The sequence below is a fragment of the Curtobacterium sp. Curtsp57 genome, from assembly GCF_047324335.1.
GTDB lineage: Bacteria > Actinomycetota > Actinomycetes > Actinomycetales > Microbacteriaceae > Curtobacterium.
Window position 1 is genome coordinate 615465 of record NZ_CP168511.1, and the last position, 14946, is coordinate 630410.

Sequence of the window (14946 nt, forward strand, 5' to 3'; positions counted from 1 at the left end):
CGCCGCCAGGACGGGCTGTGGAGAACGCGCGATGCGCGCCCGACGGGTGCACGGCCTCCAGGCCGGACGGGAGGACCGGTGCGCGATCGCGACGTCCGTCGCGGACCGCAGGTGGTCCGGTCTCAGTCCTCGCTCGCGTCGCCGTCGACGCGACGGTCCGCCAGGAAGCGTTCGAGCTCTGCCGCGATCGAGTCCGCCGTCGGCACCTCGCCGTCGACGTTGGTCAGCGGCGACGAGACGGAGTTGCCCTCCATGTAGGTGTCGTGACGCTCCTCGAGCGCACTGACCAGGCGCTGCAACTCCGCGTTGCCCGCCACCTGCTCGTCCACCCGCGCGATGAACTCGCGCCCTTCCTCGCGGAGGGCGTCCGTCGGGAAGATCAGCCCCGTCGACGCGGAGATGCCGGACAGCGCCGCGACGGCCGCGTCCGGGAACTCGGTGTCGGACAGGTAGTGCGGGACGAGGAGGACGAGGCCGGTGACCTGCTGGTCGAGCTCGGTCAGCCGGTGCTCGACGAGGTGCAGCACGTTCGCCGGCGCCTGCGTCTGCGGCTTCCAGACGCTCATCGACTCGATGAGGTCCGCCCGCGTGCCGGACACCGTCAGGCTGATCGGCCGGGTGTGCGGCACCGGCATCGGGATCGACTGCACCCACGTGGTGTCGACGACCCGGAGCTCGGCGGCGAGTTCGGTGACCGCGCGCACGAACCGGTTCCACTGGAAGTCCGGCTCGTACCCGGAGAGGAAGAGGAAGGGCTGGCCGAGCTCGTCACGCACGAGGTGCAGGGCGAGGCGCGGCGGTTCCACGTCGCTGATGTGGTCGTGTTCGAAGGTGATGACCGGCCGACGCGCGCGCCAGTCGAGCAGGACGTCTGGGTCGAACTCCGCGACCAGGCGGGTGTCCAGCCGCTCGAGGATCGACGTCGTCACCTGGGCGACGGCCGAACCGGCGTCCGCGAACCCGGTGAGCCCGGCGACGAGGTGCAGGCCTGCTGGCACCGTCGGGGCGGACTCGTCGAACGTGTAGAGGTCCTCGGGGTGGTTCACCGTCCCCATGCTAGGCGGGCGGTTCGTCCACACCTGCCGTGCAACCCACGCCGACAGCGAACACCGCGTGGATAGGGTTGGAGCATGGTCCGACCGACGCTCTCCACCGACAGTTCATCCCCCTCCTCGATCGCCGCCGACGTGCTCGTCGTCGGCGTCCGTCCGGGCACCGACGGCGCTCCGGCGACCGTCGTGTCGCCCACCACGGGTGCGGTCGCCGCACTCGACGGGCTCGACCTCGCCGCGATCGGCGCGACGGGTTCCAAGGACCAGCTCGTCCGCATCCCCGCGACCGGTGTCGAGGCGTCGAGCATCGCGCTCGTCGGTCTCGGTTCCGGCACCGACGCCGCGGCCGTCCGCGCCGCAGCGGGCAGCGCCGTCCGCCAGCTCCCCCATGCGTCGTCGATCGTGCTCGCGCTGCCGACCGACACCGACGAGCTCGTCGCCGCCGCGTTGGAGGGCGCTGCGCTCGGCGCGTACTCCTTCACCCGGCACAAAGGTACGGGGACGACCGGACCGCAGCGTGGCGACCAGTCGATCACCGTGCTGGCCACGTCGGCACCGGCCGATGCCGCCGTCCGTCCGGCGATCGTCGCCGACGCGGCCGCGCTGGTCCGCGACCTCGTCAACACCACGGCAGGCGATCTCGGCCCGTCCGAGGTGGCAGACGTCGCTGCGTCGTTCGCCGAGGACCTGCCGCTCACCGTCGAGGTCCTCGACGAGACCGCGCTGGCCGAGCAGGGCTTCGGCGGCATCCTCGGCGTCGGCGCGGGGTCCGTCCGTCCGCCGCGACTCGTCGTCGTCCGGTACGCGCCGTCGACCGCGTCGAAGCACCTCGCGCTCGTCGGCAAGGGCATCACGTTCGACTCCGGCGGCCTCTCCCTGAAGCCCGCAGCCTCGATGCTCGGCATGAAGACCGACATGACCGGTGCCGCCACCGTGCTCGCCACCACCGTCGCGGCCGCGCGCCTGGGCCTCGACGTCAAGGTGACGGCCTGGCTCTGCCTCGCCGAGAACATGCCGTCCGGTTCGGCCACCCGCCCCGGTGACGTGCTCACGCTCAAGAACGGCAAGACGGTCGAGGTGACCAACACCGACGCCGAGGGCCGCCTCGTCCTCGGTGACGGTCTCGTCGCCGCCACGCTCGAGCAGCCGGACGCCGTCGTCGACATCGCCACGCTCACCGGCGCGCAGGTCGTCGCACTCGGCGACCGGACCACCGGCCTGATGGGCACCGACGCGCTCGTCGCGCAGCTGCAGGCGGTCGCGGCGTCCGTCGCGGAGCCGATCTGGCCGATGCCGCTCCCCGAGGAACTCGACGCGCGACTCGCCAGCGAGGTCGCCGACATGGTGAACGCCACGGTCGGCAACCCGGCGGGCGGCATGCTCCTCGCCGGCAAGTTCCTCGAGCGGTTCGTCGAGGGCGACGTGCCGTGGGCGCACCTCGACATCGCCGGCCCGTCCGAGAACAAGGGCGGCGGCTACGGGTGGCTCGGCAAGGGCGCCACCGGCGTCATGGTCCGGACACTCATCGCACTCGCAGAAGAGCTCCAGTCCAAGTAGTAGGTTTGGTTCCGGCGGGGCGGGCGTGTTCTGCGCGTCCCCCGTCGGAACGGACGGGACGGGACCGGAACCATGCGGTCCGACCGTCGGGCACCGCCGCCGCGGTGTCCATGCACGGGCTCGAACCCACCAGAACCGGGCCCGGGCTCACACGCACGAGGGAGTTGCACCAGGTGACGGAACAGACTTACGACGTCGTGGTCCTCGGTGGCGGCAGCGGCGGGTACGCCGCAGCGCTGCGGTCGGCCGAGCTCGGCATGAGCGTCGCGCTCATCGAGGGGGACAAGCTCGGAGGGACGTGCCTGCACCGCGGCTGCATCCCGACGAAGGCCCTCCTGCACGCGGCCGAGATCGCCGACGGCACCCGTGAGGCCGAGAAGTACGGCGTCATCGCCGAGTTCGCCGGTGTCGAGGTCCCGAAGGTCATCGAGTACCAGCAGGGCGTCATCAACTCGAAGTACAAGGGTCTGCAGGGCCTCATCAAGGCCCGCGGCATCACCGTGGTCGAGGGCTGGGGCAAGCTCACCTCGCAGAACACCGTGCAGGTCGGCGACCAGACCATCACGGGCAAGAACGTCGTCCTCGCGACCGGCTCCTACTCGAAGTCCCTCCCCGGGCTCGAGATCGGCGGCCGCGTGATCACCTCCGAGACCGCGCTCCGCATGGACTACGTTCCGAACAAGGTCGTCATCCTCGGCGGCGGCGTGATCGGCGTCGAGTTCGCGAGCGTCTGGAAGTCCTTCGGCGCCGAGGTCACCATCGTCGAGGCGCTCCCCCACCTCATCCCGGCCGAGGACGAGTCGATGTCGAAGCAGCTCGAGCGGGCCTTCCGCAAGCGCGGCATCGAGTTCTCGCTCGGTGTCCGCTTCCAGGGTGTCGAGCAGCACGAGAACGGTGTCGTCGTCACTCTCGAGGACGGCAAGACCTTCGACGGTGACGTGCTTCTGGTCGCCGTCGGCCGTGGCCCCGTCACGCAGAACGTCGGCTTCGACGAGGTCGGCGTCACGATGGACCGTGGCTTCGTCACCACGAACGAGCGCCTCGCGACCAACCTGCCGAACGTCTACGCCGTGGGTGACATCGTCCCCGGCCTGCAGCTCGCCCATCGCGGGTTCCAGCAGGGCATCTTCGTCGCCGAGGAGATCGCCGGCCTGAACCCGGTCATCATCGAGGACAAGAACATCCCGAAGATCACGTACTCCGACCCCGAGGTCGCGTCCGTCGGACTCTCGCAGGCCAAGGCCGAGGCCGAGTACGGCGCCGACAAGGTGGACTCGTACGAGTACAACCTCGCGGGCAACGGCAAGAGCCACATCATCGGCACCTCCGGCTCGATCAAGGTCGTCCGCGTCGTCGACGGTCCCGTCGTCGGCGTCAGCATGATCGGCGCCCGAGTCGGCGAGCTCATCGGTGAGGCACAGCTCGCCGTGAACTGGGAGGCGCACCCCGAGGACGTCGCCCCGCTCATCCACGCGCACCCGACGCAGAACGAAGCGCTCGGCGAGGCGTTCCTGCACCTCGCGGGCAAGCCGCTCCACGCACTGTGAGCGCGCGCACCGTGACAACGACACCAACCACCACGAACCACCCCTGCGAAGAGGAGTCCCACCGATGAGCGAATCCGTCAACCTCCCGGCGCTCGGCGAGAGCGTCACCGAGGGCACGGTGACCCGATGGCTGAAGAACGTCGGTGACCGGGTCGAGGTCGACGAGCCGCTGCTCGAGGTCTCGACCGACAAGGTCGACACCGAGATCCCGTCGCCGATCGCCGGCGTCGTCGAGGAGATCCTCGTCCAGGAAGACGAGACCGTCGAGGTCGGCACCGCGCTGGTGAAGATCGGCGACGGCTCGTCCGACGCCGGTTCGTCCGACGCCGGCTCGTCCGACGCGGGCTCGTCCGAGTCGAACGAGGAAGCCGCCGAGGAGGCCGAGCCCGAGGCCGCCCCGAGCACCGAGCAGGAGTCCGAGACGCCCGCTCCGCAGCCGACCGAGCCCGAGCCGGCCCCCGCCGGTCAGACGCAGCCCGCCGCTCCGGCGGCCCCGGCAGCGCCGCCCGCAGCAGCCCCGGTCCCCCAGGCCGCTCCGGTCCCGCCGCCCGCGGCAGCTCCGGCCCCGCCTGCAGCCGTCCCGGCTCCGGCCGCCGCGGTCGCCAGCGCGCCCACCGCCTCCGCTGCGGTCCCCAACCCGACGCAGACGGGTGCCGCCTCCGGCTACGTCACGCCGCTCGTCCGCAAGCTCGCGAACGAGCAGGGCGTCGACCTGTCCACCGTCACCGGCACCGGTGTCGGCGGTCGCATCCGCAAGGAGGACGTGCTCGCCGCCGTCTCGGCCGCTCCGGCAGCCGGTGGCTCGGGAACACCCGCTGCCGCGTCCGGCCCGTTCGTCGCAGAGGTCTCGCCGCTGCGTGGCACCCGCGAGAAGATGACCCGCCTCCGCAAGGTCGTTGCCGAGCGCGCCGTGCAGTCGATGACCTCGACCGCGCAGCTCACCAGCGTCGTCGAGGTGGACGTCACGAAGGTGGCCCAGTTCCGGGACGCCAACAAGGCGCAGTTCCTCGAGAAGACGGGTTCGAAGCTCTCCTTCATGCCGTTCTTCGCCCTGGCGGCGTCCGAGGCGCTGAAGGCGCACCCGAAGATCAACTCCACGGTGGAGGGCGAGGAGATCGTCTACCCGGAGACCGAGAACGTGTCGATCGCGGTCGACACCGAGCGCGGTCTGCTCACCCCCGTGATCAAGGACGCTGCGTCGCTGAACCTGGCGCAGTTCTCGCAGTCGATCGCGGACCTCGCCGAGCGCACGCGGAACAACCAGCTCAAGCCCGACGAGCTCGCCGGCGGCACGTTCACGCTGACCAACACCGGTTCGCGCGGCGCGCTGTTCGACACCCCGGTCGTGTTCCTCCCGCAGTCGGCCATCCTCGGCACCGGCATCGTCACGAAGCGCCCGGCGGTCGTGAAGGTCGACGGGCAAGAGGCCATCGCGATCCGTTCGTTCGTGTACCTGGCGCTGTCGTACGACCACCGGATCATCGACGGTGCGGACGCCTCGCGGTACCTCGTCGCGGTGAAGAACCGTCTCGAAGAGGGCAACTTCGGTCCGAACCTCGGGTACTGACCCGCGGCTCCGGCCCGAACGACGGCCCCGTCTCCCCTCGTGGGAGCCGGGGCCGTCGGCGTTCGTGTGCGGTCGCCTCGCGCGCTGTCCGCTCACGGGTTCGAGACCGCGAACACACCTGCCACGGCGAGACCGGTCGCGACCACGAGTCCGACGACCACCCGCCGCACCGGGAGCTTCCCGCCGCCTGGTACCGGGACGCCGTCGACGATCCACCCGCGGAGACGCGCGACCACGTCGTCACCCGGCGGCGGGGTGGGCTCGACGAAGTCGAAGTCGTCACGGGGCGGGTCCCATCGCACCGGTCGGGGCGCCGCCGTGCTCCTGACGACGCGCAACAGCTCCCGGGCTTCTGCGACACCCCCGCCGATCGCCTCCGCCATCGCGGCGTCGAGGACCACACGACACGGTGCGCGCGGGTCGACCCGCTCCCAGACCGTCCGCGCCGCGTGCAGGAGCGCGGTCGCGCCCGCGGTCTCCGAGGATCGGACGATCCCACTGCCGATCAGGTCCACGGCGTCCGGCGGATGGTCGACGAGCACGGTGGCACCGGCGTCGTCCACGAGGACGTCGTCCGCGCGCGCGACCCCGAGCACGATGGCCCCGGCGACGGCGTCCACGACGAGGTCGAGCAACGGCACCGTGAGCGTCACCGCGACACCCACGGTCGGCTGCCCGATCCGATCCAGCGCATCGGGCAGCGGAGCCCCGCGGACGGGCCCGGTGCGCACGACGAGCCGCCCGTCCGCACCACGACCGACCTCGGTGACGCGGACACAGTGGACCGGGTCGGCCGCGGAGCGGTCGGCGACCCACGTCGCGAAGGGACCGGAGTCGGGTCCGGTCCACCAGTGTTCCAGCGTGATCGCGTCCATGGTGACCAGCGTCGCGGAGGCGGGACGGTCCTCCAGGCCGGGTCCGGGCGTCTGTGGAGAACCCCGTTCGCCCACAGCCTGATCACGGGCGGTCCACGGGAAGCCCGTCAGGCCGTATCCTGGGAGCATGGCACGCAGCAGTTCGACGGACACGAAGGCGAAGGAGCCGGGGCGTCTCAAGCAGATGTTCCAGGTCTTCCAGATGACGCGTCGGGCAGACCCGACGTCGATCTGGTGGTTCGCAGCGGCGTTCGTCGTGCCCGTCGTGCTCGGTGTGCTGCTCGCACTCCTGTTGCCTGGGCAGAACTGGCTCGCGGTCGTCCTGTGGATCGTCGCCGGGGTGCTCCTCGGCGTGCTGCTGTTCCTCATCGTCCTCGGGCGTCTGGCGGAACGCGCCGCGTACTCGCAGATCGACGGGCAGCCGGGTGCTGTCGGCGCCGTGCTCTCGAACTCCCTCCGTCGCCAGTGGCGCTCCAGCGAGATGCCCGTCGCGGTCCACGGCCGTTCGCAGGCCGCCGTCTACCGTGCCGTCGGTACCCCTGGCGTCGTGCTCATCACCGAGGGCCAGCTCGGCAACCTGACGCGCCAGGTCGACGAAGAGCGTCGCAAGGTCCAGCGCATCGTGCCGAACGTCCCGATCCACGTCGTCCACGTCGGCGACGGCAAGGACGCCGTGACCCTGCACAAGCTCCCCCGCGCGATGAACAAGTTCAAGAAGTCGCTCAACCGCAACGAGGTCCTCGCGGTCGCGAACCGTCTCGACTCGCTCACGCAGAACCCGGCGTCCGCGATCCCGAAGGGCATCGACCCGACTCGGGTCCGCGCCGGTCGCCCGCGCTGAGTCGCACCCCGCGCACCACGAACGCCCCCGGCCGCTGCGGCCGGGGGCGTTCTGCGTGTGGAGGCGTGCAGCGCGATCACGGACCGCTCTTCGTCAGCGCGGTGTCGCCCACCATCCGTCCTCGGCGCGGTGCCACACGCGCACCGGCACCCGCTCCGGCACCCGGCGATCGGTCAGAACACCCCGCTCACGTTCGTCGATCGGTCGCGAGTGGTTGGTCGCGCGTACCCGGGCCGACGGCTTGTGACCGATCGACGTCGAACCGGCGGCATGTCGTGACCCTTCGACCACGGCAGGACGCGACGGGGCAGACCGCAGCGCGGCGCAGCGCAACGCAGCGCGACGCGGCGCGGCACGGCGCACCGCGGCGCTCCGGTCTGCGCGAGTCAGCGCCGGACGAGCACCGTGCCGGCCGCGGCGTCGTGCAGGGGTCGACCGTCCTTCGCGTGGATGAGGACCGGGATCACGACGCACAGCAGCACCGTGCGGACCACCGGGCGCCAGGCCCCGACGTAGCCCCCACGGATCGGGACGACCCGGAGCCCGACGCACACGTGCCCGAACGAGCCGGACAGCAGCGCGATGAACAGGACCTGCAGCACCGCGAAGATCCCGAGCGTCACGAAGTTGCCCGCCGCGCCGTACGTCCCGATCGCGAGCGAGATGACCGATGCGAGCGCCCAGTCGATCGCGAGCCCACCGAGCCGCCGACCGAACCCGCCCATCGAGCGGGGCCCGGATTCCGGCAGGCCCAGGACCTTGCCCGGCCAGTCGCCCGCACCGTGTGCTGCGGCGGCTGACGAGGACGGAGTGGAACGGGCCATGCTCCAAGGGTAGGCGACAGCAGGCGCGTAACACGCCGGAAACAACGCAGTCACGTCCGGGAAACCCCGTGTCAATAGCCTCGTCGGAGAGTGCACCCGCTGCACCTCCACATCACCCAAACCCCCAGGAGATCGACACACATGTTCAGCGATTCCTCCGAGGTCCTGGCCTTCATCAAGGACACGGACGTCAAGTTCCTCGACATCCGATTCACCGACCTGCCCGGCGTGCAGCAGCACTTCAACATCCCGGCTTCCACGGTCGACGAGGACTTCTTCTCGGTCGGTCAGCTCTTCGACGGCTCCTCGATCCGCGGCTTCGCGTCGATCCACGAGTCCGACATGCAGCTCATCCCTGATGTGACGACGGCGTACATCGACCAGTTCCGCGCCGAGCGCACGCTGATCATGATCTTCGACATCTACAACCCGCGGAACGGCGAGATCTACGGCCGCGACCCGCGCCAGGTCGCCAAGAAGGCGGAGAAGTACCTCGCGTCGACGGGCATCGCGGACACCGCGTTCTTCGCCCCCGAGGCCGAGTTCTACATCTTCGACGACGTCCGCTACTCGGTCACCCAGAACAAGTCCTTCTACTCGGTCGACTCCGAAGAGGGCGCCTGGAACACCGGCCGCGAGGAAGAGGGCGGCAACCTCGCCAACAAGACCCCGTACAAGGGCGGCTACTTCCCGGTGTCCCCGGTCGACAAGACCGCTGACCTCCGCGACGACATCACCCTCAAGCTGATCGAGGCGGGCTTCGAGCTCGAGCGCTCGCACCACGAGGTGGGCACCGGCGGCCAGCAGGAGATCAACTACAAGTTCGACACGATGGTCCACGCCGCGGACGACATCCTGAAGTTCAAGTACATCGTCAAGAACACGGCCGACCAGTGGGGCAAGGTCGCCACGTTCATGCCGAAGCCGCTCTTCGGTGACAACGGGTCCGGCATGCACACCCACCAGTCGCTCTGGAACGACGGCAAGCCGCTGTTCTACGACGAGAACGGCTACGGCGGTCTCTCCGACGTGGCGCGCTGGTACATCGGCGGCATCCTGAAGCACGCCTCGGCGCTGCTCGCCTTCACGAACCCGTCGATCAACTCCTACCACCGTCTGGTGAAGGGCTTCGAGGCGCCGGTCAACCTGGTCTACTCGGCCGGCAACCGCTCGGCGGCGATCCGCATCCCGATCACGGGCACCAACCCGAAGGCCAAGCGCATCGAGTTCCGCGCGCCCGACGCCTCCGGCAACCCGTACCTCGCCTTCGCGGCGCAGCTCATGGCGGGCCTCGACGGCATCCAGAACCGCATCGAGCCGCACGAGCCGGTCGACAAGGACCTCTACGAGCTCCCCCCGGAGGAGGCCAAGGGCATCCCCCAGGTCCCCGGCTCGCTCGACGAGGCGCTCGACGCACTCGAGGCCGACCACGAGTTCCTCACGAAGGGCAACGTCTTCACCGAGGACCTCATCCAGACCTGGATCGACTACAAGCGCGAGAACGAGATCCTCCCGCTCGCGCAGCGTCCGCACCCGTTCGAGTACGAGCTGTACTTCGGCGTCTGAGTTCTGCTCGTCAGGCACTCGCGCTGTGCGCACGTGCGTCTGACCTGCCGCACAAGGGCCCCGCACCGTCAGGTGCGGGGCCCTTCCGCGTGGTGTCCGAGCCTCGCAGGCGCCGTGGACGCATCCAGCCTGGAGGCCCGGTGCCGGCCCGCCGGACCGGCACCGGGCCTCCAGGCTGTCGCGTTTCCACCCATGGCGGCCGCACTGGAAAGCGGAAACGCGCGTAGGTGGCCCGGAGTTCTGGCCTCCTACGCGCGCTTCGACCTCCTACGCGCGAAACGGGGCCCGTGCCGCCCCGGCACGGACCCCGTCTGCTGCGGCGACTAGCGGCTCGTGGCCAACGTGTCGTTCGTCCCCGCGGCGACGCTCACGGGTGCACCCGCGATCGGAGTGGGCCGTCCCAGGGAACGGACGGTCCAGCCCGCCTTGACCCAGTTCTCGACCGGGAGGCAGTTGCGCGCATCGATGACGACCTTGCGTCCGACGAGCTCGCCGAGCACCGCGGGGTCTGCACCGATGATGTCGTCCCACTCGGTGAGCACGAGCACGATGTCAGCACCCTCGAGGGCCTCGGGCATCGAGGCGGTGTAGCTGAGCGTCGGGAACGACCGCTTGGCCGTGTCCATCGCCTCGGGGTCCCACAGCGTGACCTGGGCGCCACGGAGGTGCAGCGCGGCGGCGACGTTGAGCGCCGGCGAGTCCCGCACGTCGTCGGTGAGGGGCTTGAACGCCGCACCGATGACCGCGATGCGACGGTTCAGGACCGAGCCGCCGGCGGAGTCGATCGCCATGTCGATGACCCGCTGCCGCTGGCCCATGTTGATCTCGTCGACCTGCTGCATGAGGCCGACGACCTGCCCGGCACCGATCTCGTTCGCGCGGTACATGAGCGCACGGATGTCCTTCGGCAGGCAGCCGCCCCCGAAGCCGAGCCCGGCGTTCAGGAACTTGCGACCGATGCGCGCGTCGTGCCCGAGGGCGTCCGCGAGCGTCGTGACGTCGGCACCGGTGATGGCGCACATCTCGGAGATCGCGTTGATGAACGAGATCTTCGTGGCCAGGAACGCGTTCGCGCTGACCTTGACGAGCTCGGCGGTGGCGAGGTCCGTCGTGATGACCGGGGTGCCCTCGCTGATCGGTGCGGCGTAGACCTCGCGGATGACGGCGTCGGCCGCAGCGGACGCGCCGCCCCAGACCAGGCGGTCCGGGTGGAGCGTGTCCTCGACGGCCTTGCCCTCGCGGAGGAACTCGGGGTTCCAGATGAGTTCGGCGGTGATCCCGCTCGGCGTGAACTCGCGGACGATGCCACGGAGCCGCGCGGCGGTGCCGACGGGGACGGTCGACTTGCCGACGATCAGGCCGGGGTGGGTGAGGTTCTCCGCGACGCCACGCGTGGCGCTCTCGACGTAGGCGAGGTTCGCGGCGTGCGAGCCGGCCTTCTGCGGGGTGCCGACGCACACGAAGTGGACGTCGGCGGCTGCCACTGCCTCGGCGATGTCCGCCGTGAACCGGAGCTTGCCGCTCGCGACGTGCTTCGTGATGAGCTCGGGCAGCCCGGGCTCGTAGAACGGGACCTCGCCGGCGGACAGCGCCGCGAGCTTGGCGGGGTCGACGTCCACGCCGATGGTCTCGAAGCCCATCTCGGCCATGGCGGCCGCGTGGGTGGCGCCGAGGTAGCCGGTGCCGATCACGCTGATCACGGGTGCCGGACGGACGTCGGCGGTGGACGGGGACTTCTTCGGAGCACTCACTTGGTGACCTCCTGCAGGTCGAAGTTGATGTCGGTGCGCTTGATGCCGTCCACGAATGCCTGGAGGCTGTCGGAGCGCGAGTTGAGTCGCCAGTCATTGGTCGAGCGGACACCGTCGACGACGGTCGTGGCGGTCTCGCTGAAGTACGAGAACCCGATGATGTCGTCGTTCGCGGGATCGGCCAGCGCGTCGAACAGGGATGTGATCCACTTCGACTTCTGCCCGTTGGACACGGTCGTGCCGGTCTCGGTGGCGCCGATCTCACTGAGGAGGATCTTCTTCCCGGGTGCCACCTGACGGAGCTGCCCGATGGTCGCACCGAAGGTGTTCGCGAAGGACGGGGTCTCCGAGGCTGAGCGGTAGTAGCCGGACATGCCCACCCAGTCGACGTAGTCAGCGCCCGGGTAGTAGTTCTTCATGTAGTCGAGCGTCTGGTACTTGGCGTTGCCGAGCTTGTCGATGCGGCTCGGCGCCCAGTTCCACACCACGTAGTCGTTCGCGCCGTTGGCCTGGAACACGTCGTGCACGTGCTGCCACATCTTCACGTAGGAACCGGCGGCGTTCTGCTGGGCATCGCCCTCGGACCAGTTGTACCAAGAGCCGTTCATCTCGTGGTCGAGACGGATGACCATCGGCTGCCCGTTCGCCTTGAGCGCCTGGGCGTACTTGGTCAGGTAGGCGTCGAACTTGCCCGAGATGATGTCCTGGTTGGTGTAGCCGGCGACGTACTTCTCGTCGTTCCCGGTCTGCGCGGGGGCGGACTCCCACGTCATCATCGGCAGGCGACCGTTGGCCCACGAACGCTGGACGGCGTTGGCGTTGAAGTCCTGGTCGAAGCCCTGGAAGAACCCGACCATGTTCGTGGCCTTGCCGACCTGCTGGGACACCTGGTCGTACTCGGACCAGTTAAAGGGCGACTGCGCGGTGTAGAGGCCGTACCAGCGCGTGGGCTGGTTCAGGATGTCCGCCTTGGACGGGACCGCGACCGGGGTCGTCGGGTTCGGGTCCTTCGAGGGACCGGTGTTCGGGTTCGTGACGCCGTGGCCGGTCGAGGCGTTGTGCGTGCCGGACCCGGAGGAGCCCGAGGAGCCGGAACCGGACGAGCCGGACCCGGTCGACCCGGAACCGGACTTCGACCCGGCTGCCGCCTGTGCCTTCGCGGACCCGAGCTCGGACTGCAGCGAGGCGATCTGGGCCTTGAGCTGCGCGACCTGGTCACCGCGGGAGCCGGACTGGGCGGTCGAGGACTTGAGCTGCCCCTCGAGCTTCCAGATCTGCTTCTGGGCCGCGGTCAGCTTGGCCTGCAGCGCCTCGGCGTCGACGGCCTTCTCCTGGGAGGTCTTGACGCCGAGGGCGTGGTGCACCGCCGTCGAGACCGGGCTGGACGGCGAGATCCACACCGACCACGTGATGAGGCCGAGCGCCACCACGATCGCGGTCGTCCCCACGGCCGTGCGCTTGGCGTGCTTGCTCGATGGTGCCCACCACGAACTGGTGGAACGGAAGAGGTCAGACAATGGTGAGAGCCTCCAGGGCGAAGATCGCGATCCCGATGCAGTACGGGATCGCCGCGTAGGGGTTGTACCGACGGACCTTGGTGGGCTTCGCCGCTGCGGCCGGAGCCGCAGGCGCTGCCGCCGGCGCTGCCGCGGCTGCCGCCGAGCGCCGGGTCGCCAGGACCGTCGAGGTCGAGTTGGTGGTGACGTCGAGGCCGTCGAGCCCACGGGCGTTCGGCCCGAAGAGGTCGTCGAAGGCCCGGTCCGCCGCCAGCTGGTCGTCGGTCAGCGCGGCATGCGCCCCGGCGTCCGCCGTCGTGTACCCGGCAGCACGGTCGATCGGGCTGACCGGCGTCTGGGTGGCGACGGCCTGCGGCTGTGCCGGTTCGGTCTCCATCGGACCACCGGCGTAGGCCCCGGCACGGGTCCCCCAGCCGCTGGCGTGGGCGAGCCGGAAGAAGCCGATGAGGCGGATCGGCATGAGGAAGAACGTCGACACGATGATGAACATCGGCAGCCGGAAGAAGTCGCTCGGCTTCTCGGCGAGGTGCCGCATCTGCCGGATCGCCATGCTCAGGACGCTGGACACGACCATGAGTGCCGCGACGTAGATGAAGCCAGTCGAGAACCCGTACTGGTGCAGGATCCCCTGGTAGAGGTTCTCTCCCTGACCGGTGAGCGCGCGGTAGATCCAGCCGGCGATCACGCCGAAGAGCATGAACGGCAGGATGATGTCGGTGATGAAGAACAGCGCCAGCACGGGTGCGTGACCGAGCATCCACGGCATCATGCGCAGCGTGTTGTACTGCGAGCCACGGGCCCAGCGGAGCTGCTGCTTGAAGAGCTTCTTCACCTGCAGCGGAGCGTCCGTGTACACGAGCGACGTGTACTGGTAGACGGTCCGGTAGCCCTCCTTGAGGGTGAGGTTCGTCAGCGTGCGGTCGTCCGAGACCTCGAGGAAGACGCCCATGAACTTCTCGTGCATGAACCGGTCCATGACGCGCATCAGGATGTTCCGGCGGAACGCGATCGTGCGGCCGGGCAGGCAGCCGATCTGTCCGAGGACGCTCTGTGCGGGCATCGAGTAGAGCGCACGCGAGTTCTCGAGCCAGTCCGCCCAGCGGGTGATCCACGAGCGCTCGGGCTCGAGGATGCGCTGCCGGGTGGTGACACCGCCCACGGACTCGTCGGCGAACGGCCTGAGGAGCTCTTCGAGCGTGCCTGGGGTCCACACCGTGTCCGAGTCGACGAGGACGGTGATGTCCCCGTTCGACATCTCGGTGCCGACCTTGACGGCGTTGCGCTTGCCGGGGATCGGCGTGTGGGTCCAGCGGACGAGTGGGGCGAACTCGTCGCAGACCTCCTCGAGCGCTTCGTTCCTCTTGCCGTTGATCACGACGATGATCTCGCCTGGGCGCTGCTCGACCATGCGGCCGATGACGTCCCGGAAGAGGTCGAGTGGCTCGTCCACGACGGGGACGACGACGCTCGTCGTCCCGACGTAGCTGCCGGTGAAGGGGCGGTAACGGGCGGACAGGACGACCTTGAGCAACCAGAGCAACCAGATCACCGCGGAGTACACGGCGAAGAGGTAGAACTCGGGGTGTCCGTCGACCATCTGCCTGATCTGCAGAATGAAGGTGAACATCGATCCCTGCTTCAACGTTCGGGGTGGTGATTCCGCGCCATCGGGAAATCGGGGGTCGGTTCGGGTGAGACCCATTGACGCATCTCCGAGGCGACCGCTGCAACGTGACCCCCGTCCGGGGGCGTTACGAGCGCGTTACGGGGTACACCGAAGTCCCCCGACGGGCGTACTCCTCCTGTCCCCTCGGTTGCTGTCAGCACATGTGCGGACTGCTTTCACCCC

Annotated in this window: 11 protein-coding genes; 5 read left to right on the forward strand and 6 right to left on the reverse strand. The window is 69.4% G+C overall.

Translation table 11 applies throughout. The annotated features are described in order from the left end of the window. Positions 1–122: 122 nt before the first annotated feature. Positions 123–1055, reverse strand: a complete 933-nt coding sequence (locus tag ACEN9V_RS02870; protein WP_281264383.1) for a proteasome assembly chaperone family protein — start codon at positions 1053–1055, stop codon at positions 123–125. 75 nt (positions 1056–1130) lie between these two features. On the opposite strand from ACEN9V_RS02870, the gene ACEN9V_RS02875 reads away from it, so the two are divergent. The 3 genes from ACEN9V_RS02875 (at position 1131) to sucB (ending at position 5723) form a co-directional block, all read left to right on the forward strand. Next, a complete protein-coding gene (locus ACEN9V_RS02875; RefSeq protein ID WP_413602058.1) occupies positions 1131–2609 on the forward strand; it encodes a leucyl aminopeptidase in 1479 nt (492 codons plus the stop codon). A gap of 173 nt (positions 2610–2782) precedes the next feature. Next, positions 2783–4156 carry a dihydrolipoyl dehydrogenase gene (lpdA, locus tag ACEN9V_RS02880; protein ID WP_281264381.1) on the forward strand — a complete coding sequence of 458 codons (1374 nt, stop codon included), beginning with the start codon at positions 2783–2785 and terminating at the stop codon, positions 4154–4156. Positions 4157–4220: 64 nt separating this feature from the next. Then, entirely contained in the window at positions 4221–5723 is a 1503-nt protein-coding gene (sucB, locus tag ACEN9V_RS02885) for a 2-oxoglutarate dehydrogenase, E2 component, dihydrolipoamide succinyltransferase (protein WP_413602059.1), read from the forward strand. A gap of 92 nt (positions 5724–5815) precedes the next feature. Here sucB and ACEN9V_RS02890 read toward each other — a convergent pair whose 3' ends face one another. After that, positions 5816–6598: a hypothetical protein gene (locus ACEN9V_RS02890; RefSeq protein ID WP_413602060.1), complete on the reverse strand. Its 783-nt coding sequence runs from the start codon at positions 6596–6598 to the stop codon at positions 5816–5818. 127 nt (positions 6599–6725) lie between these two features. On the opposite strand from ACEN9V_RS02890, the gene ACEN9V_RS02895 reads away from it, so the two are divergent. Further along, positions 6726–7439 (forward strand): DUF4191 domain-containing protein, encoded by a 714-nt coding sequence (locus ACEN9V_RS02895; protein WP_281264379.1) that lies wholly within the window; start codon positions 6726–6728, stop codon positions 7437–7439. 386 nt (positions 7440–7825) lie between these two features. On the opposite strand, the gene ACEN9V_RS02900 is transcribed toward ACEN9V_RS02895, so the two are convergent. Beyond that, positions 7826–8263 (reverse strand): RDD family protein, encoded by a 438-nt coding sequence (locus ACEN9V_RS02900; RefSeq protein ID WP_413602061.1) that lies wholly within the window; start codon positions 8261–8263, stop codon positions 7826–7828. A 141-nt stretch (positions 8264–8404) separates the two neighbouring features. Here ACEN9V_RS02900 and glnA point away from each other — a divergent pair, with 141 nt between their 5' ends. Next, positions 8405–9829 carry a type I glutamate--ammonia ligase gene (glnA, locus tag ACEN9V_RS02905; protein WP_413602062.1) on the forward strand — a complete coding sequence of 475 codons (1425 nt, stop codon included), beginning with the start codon at positions 8405–8407 and terminating at the stop codon, positions 9827–9829. A gap of 323 nt (positions 9830–10152) precedes the next feature. Here glnA and ACEN9V_RS02910 read toward each other — a convergent pair whose 3' ends face one another. Genes ACEN9V_RS02910 through ACEN9V_RS02920 form a run of 3 tightly spaced genes read right to left on the reverse strand, consistent with a single transcriptional unit; the run spans position 10153 to position 14724 of the window. Next, positions 10153–11580, reverse strand: coding sequence for a UDP-glucose dehydrogenase family protein (locus ACEN9V_RS02910; protein WP_413602063.1), 1428 nt, complete (start codon positions 11578–11580; stop codon positions 10153–10155). Beyond that, on the reverse strand, positions 11577–13097 hold the full coding sequence (locus ACEN9V_RS02915; RefSeq protein WP_413602064.1) for a glycosyl hydrolase: 1521 nt from the start codon (positions 13095–13097) through the stop codon (positions 11577–11579). The genes ACEN9V_RS02910 and ACEN9V_RS02915 overlap by 4 nt, the downstream gene beginning before the upstream one ends. Further along, the gene (locus tag ACEN9V_RS02920; RefSeq protein ID WP_413602065.1) at positions 13090–14724 is read right to left on the reverse strand and encodes a glycosyltransferase family 2 protein; all 1635 of its coding nucleotides are present in this window, start codon (positions 14722–14724) and stop codon (positions 13090–13092) included. The genes ACEN9V_RS02915 and ACEN9V_RS02920 overlap by 8 nt, the downstream gene beginning before the upstream one ends. Between the last annotated feature and the right edge of the window lie 222 nt (positions 14725–14946).

Coding starts and splice junctions, on each gene's coding strand:
- ACEN9V_RS02895 (WP_281264379.1), top strand. CDS start 6,726: ATGGCACGCAGCAGTTCGACGGACACGAAGGCGAAGGAGCCGGGGCGT.
- ACEN9V_RS02900 (WP_413602061.1), bottom strand. CDS start 8,263: ATGGCCCGTTCCACTCCGTCCTCGTCAGCCGCCGCAGCACACGGTGCG.
- ACEN9V_RS02920 (WP_413602065.1), bottom strand. CDS start 14,724: ATGTTCACCTTCATTCTGCAGATCAGGCAGATGGTCGACGGACACCCC.
- ACEN9V_RS02890 (WP_413602060.1), bottom strand. CDS start 6,598: ATGGACGCGATCACGCTGGAACACTGGTGGACCGGACCCGACTCCGGT.
- glnA (WP_413602062.1), top strand. CDS start 8,405: ATGTTCAGCGATTCCTCCGAGGTCCTGGCCTTCATCAAGGACACGGAC.
- ACEN9V_RS02870 (WP_281264383.1), bottom strand. CDS start 1,055: ATGGGGACGGTGAACCACCCCGAGGACCTCTACACGTTCGACGAGTCC.
- ACEN9V_RS02875 (WP_413602058.1), top strand. CDS start 1,131: ATGGTCCGACCGACGCTCTCCACCGACAGTTCATCCCCCTCCTCGATC.
- sucB (WP_413602059.1), top strand. CDS start 4,221: ATGAGCGAATCCGTCAACCTCCCGGCGCTCGGCGAGAGCGTCACCGAG.